Origin of the sequence: Actinoplanes sp. NPDC048791 (genome assembly GCF_040650095.1) — a bacterium.
Classification (GTDB): domain Bacteria; phylum Actinomycetota; class Actinomycetes; order Mycobacteriales; family Micromonosporaceae; genus Actinoplanes.
Genome location: NZ_JBEZGQ010000188.1, coordinates 1 through 11223 on the forward strand (window position 1 = coordinate 1; position 11223 = coordinate 11223).

Sequence of the window (11223 nt, forward strand, 5' to 3'; positions counted from 1 at the left end):
CCTCTACCACGCCCACGCGGCAGTCGCCCGAGTTCCCTCCGAGTACGGCGACTTCGACCCGGCGCCGGCCGCTCGCGCGGCGCGCGCGGCCACTCGGCTGGCCCACCGCGGACGGCGTGAGCCGGTCGCGCCAGGCGCGCACGGTGGCGCCGAACTCCGTGCCGTGAGTGGTCATGGCACCGATTGTGCCTCGCTGCCCGGCGACCAGGGGTGGTAGCCGTTTTCCTACCGTCAGGCCTTCCCTGGCGCACGTCGCGGCGCCGGCAAACCATGGGCGCATGACGATCACTTTCATCACCGGGGCCAACAAGGGCCTCGGCTACGAGACCGCCCGCCGCCTCATCGCCCACGGCCACACCGTGCTGCTCGGCGCCCGCGACGCGAAGGCCGGGACCGCGGCGGCCGCGGAACTCGGTGCCCGCTTTGTGCAGATCGACGTCACGGATGACGAGTCGGTCGCGGCGGCGGCCACCGATGTCGAGAAGCACGAAGGCGCTGTCGACGTGTTGATCAACAACGCGGGTATCCACGGCGCGCACGGTGACCCGAGCGGCCTGACGGGCGCCGACATCCTGAGCGTGCTCGATGTCAACGTCGTCGGCGTGGTGCGGACCACCACGGCGTTCCTGCCGCTGCTGCGACGCTCGGCCGACCCGGTCATCGTCAACGTCAGCAGCGCGATGGGCTCCCTGGCGGCCACGCATGATCCGTCGCGCCCCGAGTCCAAGGCGATCGCGCCCGCGTACACGGCTTCCAAGGCGGCGCTCACCATGCTCACGACCCAGTACGCCAAGTCGCTGACCGACATCCGCATCAACGCGGCCGACCCGGGTTACACGGCCACCGATCTCAACGGCAACACCGGCCCGCAGACCGTCACCGAGGGGACCGACGCCGTGGTCGGCCTCGCCACCGAGGGGCCGGGCCACGGTTCCGGGCGCTTCGTCGACCGGACCGGTGAGATCGCCTGGTCCTGACCCACCGGATCGCCGGCGGGCGACCTCAGTCGGTGAGCAGCAGGGTGTGGACCGAGGTGATCAGGCCGTCGGCGACCAGCGCGATGTCGGCGCCCCGGACGACGGGGGCGGCGCCCTCGGGACCGAAGCTCCACGCGAGGTAGCTTAGGTCCTGGGTGACGCGCACCGGGCCGTCGGCCACGAAGACGAAGCCCGGCGCGTCGTCCAGGATCTTCTGCGCCTTCGCGTCGAGCGCGTCGTGGCCCTGCACCGTCTCCTCGGGGTCGGCGAAGCGCACGCCGGGAGCGTACGTGCGGGCGATCGCGGCCCGGCGGCGCTCGCCGTCCCGCTCGTTGAAGACCTCCAGCAGATTCGCCTGCATGAGCTGCTCGATCGTCGCCACCGTGCACTCCTTCCGGCCGGCGCGCCCGGCTCGGGCGCGCACCGGTGCCGACGGTATATGACGTGTCATGTAATCGCTAGGGTGGCTGCGGTAGGTTCGTGCGGTGGTGGACGAGGCGGCGGGAGCCGGCAGCCTGGACCCGGTGGAGTTGAGGGCCTGGCGCGGGCTCATCGAGACCACGCCCCTGCTGCGGCGGCGTCTCGACCAGCTGCTGATGGCGGACTCCGGGCTCACCGGCAGCGACTATCCCGTGCTGGTGACCCTGCACGAGCGTGGTGACCGGCCGTGCCGTTCGACCGAGCTGGCCGACCTGATCGGTTGGGAGCAGTCCCGGCTGTCGCACCACCTGGCCCGGATGGAACGCCGCGGCCTGATCCGCCGCGGCCGTCATCACGCCGACAACCGCGTCGCCGAGGTCCACCTGACCGACGAGGGTCGCGCCGTCTTCCTGAACGCGGCCAAGGGTCACTCGCGGGCCGTCCGGGAGCATTTCGCCGACCTGCTCACCGTGCCGCAGCTCGAGGCGCTGGCCGAGATCATGGAGACGCTCCAGCGTCACCTCGCGCTTCCGGCGGCGACGGACTGACCACGGACCCGGGATCGCTGCCGGGCCGCACCAGCCCTGACTCGTACGCGAAGACGACAGCCTGCACCCGGTCGCGCAGGCCCAGCTTGGCCAGGATCCGGCCGATGTGGGTCTTGACCGTTGCCTCGGCGACCTGCAACCGGCCGCCGATCTCGAGGTTCGACAGTCCCTGCGCCACGAGCAGCAGTACCTCACGTTCCCGGTCGGTCATCTCCGGCAGGCCGGCCGCAGCCGCGTCCTTCGCGACGAGCCGGCCGGCGAAGCGGTCCAGCAGCCGCCGGGTCACCCGGGGCGCCACGACGGCGTCCCCGCCGGCCACCACCCGGATCGCGCTCAGCAGGTCGTCGGGCGGCACGCTCTTGAGCAGGAAGCCGCTCGCCCCGGCCTGGAGCGCGGCGAACGCGTCCTCGTCGGTGTCGAACGTGGTCAGCACCAGCACCCGGGGAAGCGGACCGGCGGCGCAGATCCGCCTGGTCGCGGTCACCCCGTCCAGCACGGGCATCCGCAGGTCCATCACGACGACATCGGCCGGGGTCGTGCGCAGCAGGCGCAACGCCTCGGCGCCGTCGCTCGCCTCGCCGACCACGGTCATGTCGTTCTGGTAGTCGAGCACCATCCGGAATCCGGCCCGGACCAGGTGCTGGTCGTCGACGAGCACGACCCGGATCACGCCACCACCGCCCGGGCCGCGGCGCCGGTGAGCGGGATGCCGGCGTGCACCCGCCAGCCGCCGTCCGGTTTCGGGCCGGCTTCGAACGTCCCGCCGTACAGGGCAACCCGCTCGCGCATGCCGACCAGGCCGTGCCCACCGGGGCTCGTGGCTTTGGGGCCGGCGCCGGAATCCGTGACCTCGATGTCGATGACGTCCGGCCGGTAGCTGACGATCACGGTGGCGGCCGGCGCCGGGCCGGCGTGTTTCAACGTGTTGGTCAGGGACTCCTGCACGATCCGGTAGACCGCCAGGGCCACTCCGCCGGGAACTTCGGGCGGCGTGCCGTGCACGGTCAGGTCGGCGGTCAGGCCGGAGTCGCGGGCCCGCTGCACCACGGCCTCGATCTGGTCCAGGGCGACCGGGGTGCGGTCAGGCGGGCTGTCGCCGGCGCTCCGGAGCAGCTCCACTAGCTGCCGGATCTCCTCCAGGGCATCGCTGCCGGTCGTGCCGATGGTCCGCAGTGCCTCGCGGGCCCGTTGCTGGTCGTGGTCGAACGCGTACGCGGCCCCGTTGGCCTGCAGGATGATCACCGACAGCGAGTGCGCGACGATGTCGTGCAGCTCCCGGGCGATGCGCGCCCGTTCCTCCGCGACGGCGATCTGCGCCACGTGCCGGCGTTCCCGCTCCGCGCTCTGCCGGCGTTCGGACGTGTTCAGATTCAGCTGGCCGAAGTACCGCACGCTGAGGGCCATCGCCCACACCACGGCCCCGTAGCCCAGCAGGATCCCGGAGCCGCGCGTGAGCTCCTCGAGCGAGAACCTCGACCACCCGGCGCTGGAGTTGTTCTGCAGTGGCAGCAGCAGCGACGCGAACAACCAGCCGCCGAGCCCGCCCACCGCGGCCCGGAGCAACGTCGAGGAGTGGACGATGACCGCGTACATCGCGGTGGCGACCGTGATCAGCAGCATGCCGTCGTGCAGCTTGGTGCCGTTGACCTCGATCGTCGCCGTGACCGCGGTCAGCACCGCCACGAGGACGAGGACCGTGATCGGGCGGTGGCGCCGCCACATCAGCACCAGCCCGGCCAGCACGCCGAAGAGCAAGCCGCCCAGCCTGTACTGGTGCCACCACCACGTGGACAGGGCGGCCACCGAGCCGGACACCACCAGGTCGCCCAGCAGACCGCTGCCGCGGGTCAGGGCAGGCGACACCATGCTGCTCAGCGTATGGGTCTCACTCACTGCGCAACTCCTGAACCTTCAGCAGACGGAACAGCAGCGGCAGGCCGGCAGCTGTGACGGCCACGACCATAGCCGCCACCGTCGCCGTCATCGCGGCGATCGCGGGCCAGTCCAGCTCGACGGGGGCCTTCGTGGCCGCGAGCAGGACCGCCGACAGGCTGCTGCCGATGAGGACGGCCAGGAGCAGTCCGACGGAAGCAGGGATGGCGACCTGATAGAGCAACGACGCCGACAGCGTCCGCCGCTGGGTGCCGAAGGCGGCGAGCACGGCGAGCAGCCTGCGCCGCTCGCGCAGCTGCTCGGTGACGCCGACGAGCATGCTCGCGCCGATGAACAGCAGGAACAGGACGGCGCAGCCCTGGGCCACCTGCCGGGCCCCGGCGAACTGGTTGCCGATCCGCTCGTCGCCGAACAGTTGCAGCGGTGCGGCCGGGGCCAGGCGGGTCATCGTGTTGCGCACCTGCTCGATGGCGTCCGGACGGGCCGGGTCCAGACCCAGCAGGTAGGCGTCGGTGAACATGCCGCGCAGGTCGGGCCGGAGTTTCAGCGCCGCCGGGGTGGCCAGGTACGACATCGGGGCGGCTTCGCTGGTGTAGAGCGTCACGGCTGGGAGGCCGGCGGGCACCTGCCAGTGCGAGAGCGGCGCCGCGTCGTCAGTGCCGAAGACGGGGGTGGTGGCTCCCGCAGGCAGGGTGGGGCTTTCCCAGCCCGGGTGCACGGCCTGGAAGCTGTCGCCGTCGGCGCAGGACGGCAGCGGCGCGTACTGCCGGAGCACGTCGCAGTCGCCGACCCGGACGGTCACGGCTGGCTGGTCCGGGTCCGTGCGCAGGTAGCCGTATCCGGAGGTCCGCACCGCCTCGACGCCCGGGGTGCCGGCCAGAGCAGCCCGCCAGCCGGTGCCGTCGGCACCGTTGGTGTAGACGACGGCCTGGAGGCGGTCGGCCGGCGGCTGGGTCCCGCTGGTCGCGGCTATCGAGGTGCTGAGCAGGCCCTGGATGGCGATGATGCCGGCGACCGACACCGCGATGCCCGAGACGAACCGTACGGCGGTGTCGCTGTCCAGCTGCAGGCGCCGGATGCCGAGCTGCCACGCGACGCTGCCGCCGCCGAGGCGCCGTACCACCGCCTGCACGAGCCAGGGCAGCAGCACGACCACGCCGGTCAGCAGCAGGATCGCGCCCGCGGCGAGCTGCACCCGGGTGCCCGCCCCGACGTCGCCGGGCAACCCGCCGAGCAGGGGGTACAGCAGTGCGACACCGGCACCCGGCGGAATCAGCCGCCACCAGAGCCGCCGGCGACGGACGCCGCTCTGCCGCACCACGCCGAGCGGCTCGATGACCACCCGCCGCAGCGCCGACAGGGTCACCAGCACAGCGCCGGCCGGCACCAGCAGCAGGATCGCGGCGAGCAGCGCCGGCACCGGGCGCAGATCCGACGGGTACGGGCTGAAGTCGGCCGGCAGCAGCACCCCGACGCCCCGACGCAGACCGAGAAAGACGAGACCGCCGACGGCGAGCCCCAGCACCGCCCCGATCAGCGCGTCGCCGGTCGCGATGCGGCGCGTCATCCTGCTGTCGGCGCCGACGAGCCGGATCGCGGCGAGCTGCCGCTCCCGGCTCTCACTGCCGAAGCGTACGGCCGTCGTCACGAACACCAGGACCGGCAGCAACAGGATGGCCGCCCCGATGACCGCCAGCACCACGATCGTCGGGTCGGTCGTGGGCGGGCTGCCGCCACCGAACGAGGCGATGCGCGCCGCCCCGTCATCGGTGGTCAGCGTGCCGGACCCCACGTAGAAGTACACCTCGTCGGGCCCGGAGAGTCCCGGCGGCGCGATCGTGCCGGCCACGTGCGCGGACCACCGTTGGGCCAGCAGCTCACCACCGGGTCCGGCGATGAGGGCGGCGAGCGCCGGGGAGACGAACAGCTCCCCCGCCGCCGGCATCCGGGCCACCCCGGGCGGTGCCGGCGCGCGGTCGCCCTCCGGGCGCACGATCCTGCCTCGTACGGGCTCATCCCGGAACCGCGTCTCCGTGGTCAGCGCCAGCAGCGTGCCCGGGCCGGCCTGCTCGACGCTCGCACCCAGCGCACGATCGGCCCGGCGCTGCTCCCGCGCCGCGACAGCCGTCGGCGCGGCGGCCAGCACGAGCAGCATCCCCACGCCCAGACCCACCCCGGCCGCGATCAGGGCGAGCCGCAGCCAGCCCGAGCGGCCGCCCGAGACGCTCAGCCGCACACCCAGGACAAGCTCACGCAGCCAGGCGGCGCTCATCGGACACCCTCAGCGACGACAGCCGCGCCGTCACGGAAGGTGACTTCGCGATCGGCGTACGAGGCTATCCGCGCCTCATGGGTGACCAGCACGACCGCGCTCCCCCGCTCCTTCGCGGCGGCGACCAGCAACCGCATGACCTGCTCACCGTTGCGGGAGTCCAGCGCACCGGTCGGCTCATCGGCGAAGATCACCTGCGGGTCGGTGACCAGCGCACGGGCCACCGCGACCCGCTGGCCCTGCCCGCCGGACGCCTGCCCGGGACGTTTGCCCGCCACCTCGACGACCTCCAGGCGCACGAGCAGCTCGGCCGCGCGCCGCTCAGCCCGGGTCCGCCGTACGCCGGCGAGCCGCAGCGGCAACGCCACGTTCTCCAGGCAGGTGAGCTCGGGCACCAGCTGGCCGAACTGGAAGACGAACCCGAACGCGCCCCGCCGCAGTGCGCTGCGCTCCCGGTCGCCCATGGCGGTCAGGTCGCGGCCCTCGAAGCTGACGCGGCCGGAGTCCGGGGCGAGGATGCCGGACAGGCAGTGCAGCAGCGTGGACTTGCCGGAGCCGGACGGTCCCGTCAGCGCGAGCACCTCGCCGGGGCGGACCTGGAGCGACGCGCCGTTCAAAGCCCGGGTGATGCCGAACGACTTACTCACGCCGTCGGCGACGAGCAGGGGTGACGAGGGCACGGGGAGCTCCTGGTGAATCGTGGACCGGGGACGTCCATGACGCTAGGAGCAGGGCGGGGGGACGCGCGTCCGACTTGATGATGGACTTCGCGTACGACTTGAGTCGTACGTCGGCGCCCGCGTCCTCCTGAAGTCGGACGGCACGCCGCTCTCATCGCGCTAGGAGAACCCGAAGTCGGGGTGCCGGGGGCCGCCCAGTTCGACGGAGATGGCGTCGACCAGTGCGCGGTAGGCCGCGCTCTCCGGCGGCGACCGATCGGCGTCGTCGCCGTCGATCGCGGCCTCGTCCGCGAGGAAGGCTGATCCGGACAGCTGGAGCAGAAGGTCCGTCCAGCGAGGGCCGGTCAGCGTCATCCGGGCGTTGGTCCGGGACACGTTCGTGCCGGCGCGCAGCAGGCGCTGCTGGCGGCGGGTCAAGCTGACCGCGTAACTACGGTCGGGACGCAGTCCGAGCTCGTTCAACGTCTCCAGGCTGACGTCATCCAGCCCGCGGTAATCCACCGCGTCCGCGGACACCGTGAATTCACACCAGGGTGACCAGTCCTCTTCCTCCGCGGCCGGGTCGAATCGGGCCCGCCAGCGGTAGCTTGCGCCCGGCGCCAGTTCACCCGGGCCGAATTCAAGCGACCGGGAACCGAACATGGCGCCGGTACGGCTGCCGTCGAGCGGGCCGTACTCGTAGACGATCTGGTTCCCTGGCCAGGCCAGCCCGTCGCGGACATCGAGCAGCGTCGTCTCGAACACCGGACGCCCGGGACCGGTGACACAGCCCGGCCGGCCCGTGGTGATCGCCCGCATCGGGGACGGGAGGGTCGTGGCGGCCGGCATCCACAGCTTCGGATCGACAAAGGTGCCGTCAGGCCGATCACAAACCATCGCGAACGAGGTGTTGTCAGCATCGCGGTACTTGTCGAGCAGTTCGTGCAGCGTCTTGCGGCACAGTGCGTAGAGAGCTCTGTCGTCGTCGGCCGGCCTGGGCGGTTCGGGCACGGATCCGAGTGCGGCGAGCACGATCGCCAGGGAGGCGAGAGCAACCGGCGTACGGAACCTCGTCAGCACCCTTGTCGTACCAGTCATCGTCACCTCCGACACCCACCTCATCGGCGACGCAGCACCGGACTCAAGGGGTTCTCACCCTGCCCTGATACGGGCGCTACCCTGCGGGTCGTGAGCCATGACCTTTACTTCTGGCCGTCCGGGGCAACGAAGAATCCGCGTCGGCTGGCTGATCGGCTCGCGGACGAGAAGGCCGGCCGTCTGTTGCCGGACAGCCGGGTTCTGGATTTCCGGGCCGAACTGCTACGCCGCTGGCCGGACCTTGCCGACATGATCGCTCCGTGGCATACCGATCTGGGCGGGCGGCGGCCATGGGGCCGCACCGATCTGGCGGATCGCTTCGCCGTCCTGACCCTGCGCTACGGCTGGGAAGGCATCAGCGCCCTTCCTGTCCTGGCCGGCGGGTATGGACTCGACTGCTACGACCCGCAATCGGACCGGCTGATGCCGGCCGGTTCACTCACGCAGAACGCGGTGCCCGGCGACGACGTAGGGCAGGTCGAGGGATGGGCGGCCGAGGACCACGTCGTGCAGTTGCTTCGGCACATCAGCGGCTACATCGGCTACGCCTACGACGATCTGGACGAGGCGGCGCTGACGGGAGCCCTCGATGACAAGTACGGCGAGGCGGTCGACGACTGGTTCGAATACCCGCTATCGGGTACGCCGGCATTGGCGATCCGGCTGGCGAAGCCACCGGGTAGCGCAGTGGTGAGTGTCCGCGTTGAAGGCGCCATGGAAGTTGTCCTGGCTGCCCGGATAGAAACGCTGCTAGACCTGCTGTAGGGCTTCGCAACCCATGGGCGCGACGTCGCGGGCATACTGCGTCCGGACCGGTGGCAGAGCCGGGTTATCGCAGCGCTCAGAGTCGAGGGCCGGGCACGCACGGCCGGCACGAAGGCGCGTGGGGCCGCTGGCGTGCCATGCCCCACCAGGGGTTCAAATCCCCTCCGGTCCGCCACTTCCGTCGGCCCGTGGTGAAAGGTCCCGGGAAGTAGCGCCGATGCGGTCGTCGCTGCTCTTCATCGTGGCCCGGCTCTGGCTCGCAGATGGAACCGCTCGTGAGGCCGTACTGGGTCGTGGTCACGCCCGGCGGTCGGCAAGGATCCGGCTGAATATCGCGAGATAGCTTTCATGAGCCAAGGCCAAACCCCCGAGTGCGTCTGCTGTGAACCACTCGATGGCATCGTGCTCGTCCGGCGCGGCGTTGACCGGAGACCCTGTCCACGCTTCGATCACCCAGATCTGCATGTCCGCCGTGTCAGCATGAACTTCGTGGGCGGCCGGACCTGACGGCGTCGCGATGTGGATGCCCAGTTCCCCGTGGAGCTCTCGGGTCAGCGCCGCGCCAGGCAGTTCTCCGGGCTCCACGTGGCCGCCGGGCAGATCCCAGACATCGGGACACCAGCGGCGGTGGGGAGATCGGTGACACAGCAGGATCCGGTTGCCGTCCCGCAGCAACGCTGCAACGACGCGGGCCTTCGGCGATTCTTCCGCGGGGATCGACACGGGCGCATCCTGCCACCCCTCGAGCCGGCCCAATCAACGAACGAGGGTCGCCGCGGCGGCTTGATGCTCGACCGCCCAGTTCGCGACCTCTGAAAGCGGCCCGAGCAGCGCCTGCCCGGCCGTAGTCAACGCGTACTCCACAGAGGGCGGCACGGTCGGATAGACCGTGCGGCGCACGAGCCCGTCGCCCTCCAGCGCCCGCAAGGTTCGGGTCAGCATGCGCTGGCTGACGCCCTCTATCCGTTGATGCAGTTCGTTGAAGCGGTGCGGTCGCTCGCCGAGGAGCACCAGGGTCAACAGCGACCACTTGTCGCCGAGGCGGTGAAAGACCCCGGTGACCGGGCACGCCGCGTATTCCGCGCTCGGCACCTGCTCGGCCAGGGGCGTCTCGACCAGCAAAGGAACAGCGATGTTCCCACCAGACATTCAAGTGCCTTCTTTCGTACGGATCACAGGACCGCGACAGTGACACCTGTCCACCATGACAGAGGAGGCGTACGTGCCCGCAGCACAGAAGTCCAGCATGCTCATCGCCGGCGTGGGGCCGGGGCTGGGTCTTGCCGTCGCCCGGCGGTTCGGCCGTGAGGGGTATCCGGTCGCCCTGCTGTCGCGCCGCCCGGACCGGCACGAGTCCTACCTGGCCTCGCTGCGTCAGGAAGGCATCACCGCCATCGCCGTCGCTGCCGACATCACCCGGCCCGACCAGCTACGCGGCGCCGTCACCACGACGACCGAGCAGCTCGGTCCGATCGGCGCCGTGTACTACGGACCGGGCGCCGCTGACCCGACCGCGCGACCGGCGCCGATCCTGCAAGCGGCGCCGGACGACGTATCCGTAGCCGTGCACACCTTCGTCCGTCCCGCCGTCGACCTCACCGCGATGGTGCTACCCGGCATGCTCGAGCGCCGCAGCGGCACGCTGCTGTATGTCGCGGGCCTCGGCGCCGTCGTTCCGCTGCCGGGCATGGGCGCCCTCGCCGTCGCGTCGGCGGCGCTGCGCACGTACGCGCTGACCGTGAACGTCGCCCTGGCCGGTACCGGCGTCTACGCGGGAGCGCTGGTCATCGGTGGGCTCGTCGAACGCGGCGACATCCACCGGCACGCCGTCGCCGCGGTCGGCCCGGCCGTAGCCGCCGGCCTGCCCACCCTCGATCCCGACACGATCGCCGACACTGCCGGGGAGTTGTCGGTGCGCCGGAACGATTCAGAGGCGACCTTCAACGCCCTCGGTGTCGACTCTGTACACGCCTAGGTGATCAGGCCGAACCGTTCGACGATCCCCGGCAGCCAGTCCGGCTCGCCGAACTGCAGGCCGTACCGCTCAGCGAGATCGCCGCCCTCCTCCGCCGCGGCGGGTCCGGCCGCGATCAGCTCGGCCACCTCGCGGAAGAAGTGCTCGAAGCCGGCCGGGGTGATGATCTCGATCATCCGGGCCGGGACCGGGCCGGCGTTCCACATCGCGTGCAGTTCGCCGCGGGGTTTGGCGATGTAGCCGCCGGGGCCGAGCACCACCTCCCGGTCGCCTGAGCGGAAGCCGATCTCGCCTTCGGTGACTATTGAGTACTCGTCCTCGCGGGTGTGCAGGTGGGGTGCAACCAGCGCGCCTACCGGGAACGGGTGCTCGACGATCGCCAGAGCGCCGCCGGTGTCTTCGCCCCACAGCTTGAATTGCACGCCGATGTCGCCTAGTTCGCCTTTGCGTCCGGCTCCTGGTTGGACCACGGTCAGATTTGTCATCCGATGTGTTTATCGCATCCTTCTCCTTTCGGGCCACTGTATTCAGCCTTTCGCCTGCGGGTGGACGGTTGGGGGCCGGGGTGACCAAGATCGGCTTGAGGAGCATTTATGCCGTTCTTGGTCACCCCGGC

At 71.1% G+C, this 11223-nt stretch carries 13 protein-coding genes and 1 tRNA gene; 5 read left to right on the forward strand and 9 right to left on the reverse strand.

Going from position 1 to position 11223, the window contains the following annotated elements; translation table 11 throughout:
* Positions 1–278 precede the first annotated feature (278 nt).
* A complete protein-coding gene (locus tag AB0C29_RS16365; RefSeq protein WP_360820922.1) occupies positions 279–977 on the forward strand; it encodes an SDR family NAD(P)-dependent oxidoreductase in 699 nt (232 codons plus the stop codon).
* A gap of 25 nt (positions 978–1002) precedes the next feature.
* Here AB0C29_RS16365 and AB0C29_RS16370 read toward each other — a convergent pair whose 3' ends face one another.
* Complete coding sequence (locus AB0C29_RS16370; protein WP_360820924.1) at positions 1003–1359, reverse strand: nuclear transport factor 2 family protein; 357 nt, start codon at positions 1357–1359, stop codon at positions 1003–1005.
* A gap of 103 nt (positions 1360–1462) precedes the next feature.
* Here AB0C29_RS16370 and AB0C29_RS16375 point away from each other — a divergent pair, with 103 nt between their 5' ends.
* Positions 1463–1945 carry a MarR family transcriptional regulator gene (locus AB0C29_RS16375; protein WP_360820926.1) on the forward strand — a complete coding sequence of 161 codons (483 nt, stop codon included), beginning with the start codon at positions 1463–1465 and terminating at the stop codon, positions 1943–1945.
* On the opposite strand, the gene AB0C29_RS16380 is transcribed toward AB0C29_RS16375, so the two are convergent.
* The 5 genes from AB0C29_RS16380 to AB0C29_RS16400 form a co-directional block, all read right to left on the reverse strand.
* Positions 1896–2615, reverse strand: coding sequence for a response regulator transcription factor (locus AB0C29_RS16380; RefSeq protein ID WP_360820928.1), 720 nt, complete (start codon positions 2613–2615; stop codon positions 1896–1898). The genes AB0C29_RS16375 and AB0C29_RS16380 overlap by 50 nt on opposite strands.
* Positions 2612–3838, reverse strand: coding sequence for a sensor histidine kinase (locus tag AB0C29_RS16385; protein ID WP_360820930.1), 1227 nt, complete (start codon positions 3836–3838; stop codon positions 2612–2614). The genes AB0C29_RS16380 and AB0C29_RS16385 overlap by 4 nt, the downstream gene beginning before the upstream one ends.
* Positions 3831–6110, reverse strand: a complete 2280-nt coding sequence (locus AB0C29_RS16390; protein ID WP_360820932.1) for an FtsX-like permease family protein — start codon at positions 6108–6110, stop codon at positions 3831–3833. The genes AB0C29_RS16385 and AB0C29_RS16390 overlap by 8 nt, the downstream gene beginning before the upstream one ends.
* Positions 6107–6790, reverse strand: coding sequence for an ABC transporter ATP-binding protein (locus AB0C29_RS16395; protein WP_360820934.1), 684 nt, complete (start codon positions 6788–6790; stop codon positions 6107–6109). Before AB0C29_RS16395 ends, AB0C29_RS16390 begins: the two co-directional genes overlap by 4 nt.
* A 159-nt stretch (positions 6791–6949) precedes the next feature.
* Positions 6950–7867 carry a hypothetical protein gene (locus AB0C29_RS16400; RefSeq protein WP_360820936.1) on the reverse strand — a complete coding sequence of 306 codons (918 nt, stop codon included), beginning with the start codon at positions 7865–7867 and terminating at the stop codon, positions 6950–6952.
* Positions 7868–7957: 90 nt separating this feature from the next.
* Between AB0C29_RS16400 and AB0C29_RS16405 the strand changes: the two genes are divergently transcribed.
* Positions 7958–8632, forward strand: a complete 675-nt coding sequence (locus AB0C29_RS16405; protein ID WP_360820938.1) for a hypothetical protein — start codon at positions 7958–7960, stop codon at positions 8630–8632.
* Between the two features lie 44 nt (positions 8633–8676).
* Positions 8677–8807 (forward strand) — tRNA-OTHER (locus AB0C29_RS16410).
* Positions 8808–8929: 122 nt separating this feature from the next.
* On the opposite strand, the gene AB0C29_RS16415 is transcribed toward AB0C29_RS16410, so the two are convergent.
* Together AB0C29_RS16415 and AB0C29_RS16420 are read right to left on the reverse strand one after the other, a co-directional pair.
* Complete coding sequence (locus tag AB0C29_RS16415; RefSeq protein WP_360820940.1) at positions 8930–9355, reverse strand: NUDIX hydrolase; 426 nt, start codon at positions 9353–9355, stop codon at positions 8930–8932.
* Between the two features lie 33 nt (positions 9356–9388).
* A complete protein-coding gene (locus AB0C29_RS16420; RefSeq protein WP_360820941.1) occupies positions 9389–9754 on the reverse strand; it encodes a helix-turn-helix domain-containing protein in 366 nt (121 codons plus the stop codon).
* Between the two features lie 100 nt (positions 9755–9854).
* Between AB0C29_RS16420 and AB0C29_RS16425 the strand changes: the two genes are divergently transcribed.
* Complete coding sequence (locus AB0C29_RS16425; protein WP_360820943.1) at positions 9855–10607, forward strand: SDR family NAD(P)-dependent oxidoreductase; 753 nt, start codon at positions 9855–9857, stop codon at positions 10605–10607.
* On the opposite strand, the gene AB0C29_RS16430 is transcribed toward AB0C29_RS16425, so the two are convergent.
* Positions 10604–11029 (reverse strand): cupin domain-containing protein, encoded by a 426-nt coding sequence (locus tag AB0C29_RS16430; RefSeq protein WP_360820944.1) that lies wholly within the window; start codon positions 11027–11029, stop codon positions 10604–10606. The genes AB0C29_RS16425 and AB0C29_RS16430 overlap by 4 nt on opposite strands.
* Positions 11030–11223: the final 194 nt, after the last annotated feature.

What these genes read in the sequence shown, in the direction of transcription:
- AB0C29_RS16365 (WP_360820922.1), top strand. Translation starts at nt 279, where the DNA reads ATGACGATCACTTTCATCACCGGGGCCAACAAGGGCCTCGGCTACGAG.
- AB0C29_RS16390 (WP_360820932.1), bottom strand. Translation starts at nt 6,110, where the DNA reads ATGAGCGCCGCCTGGCTGCGTGAGCTTGTCCTGGGTGTGCGGCTGAGC.
- AB0C29_RS16400 (WP_360820936.1), bottom strand. Translation starts at nt 7,867, where the DNA reads ATGACTGGTACGACAAGGGTGCTGACGAGGTTCCGTACGCCGGTTGCT.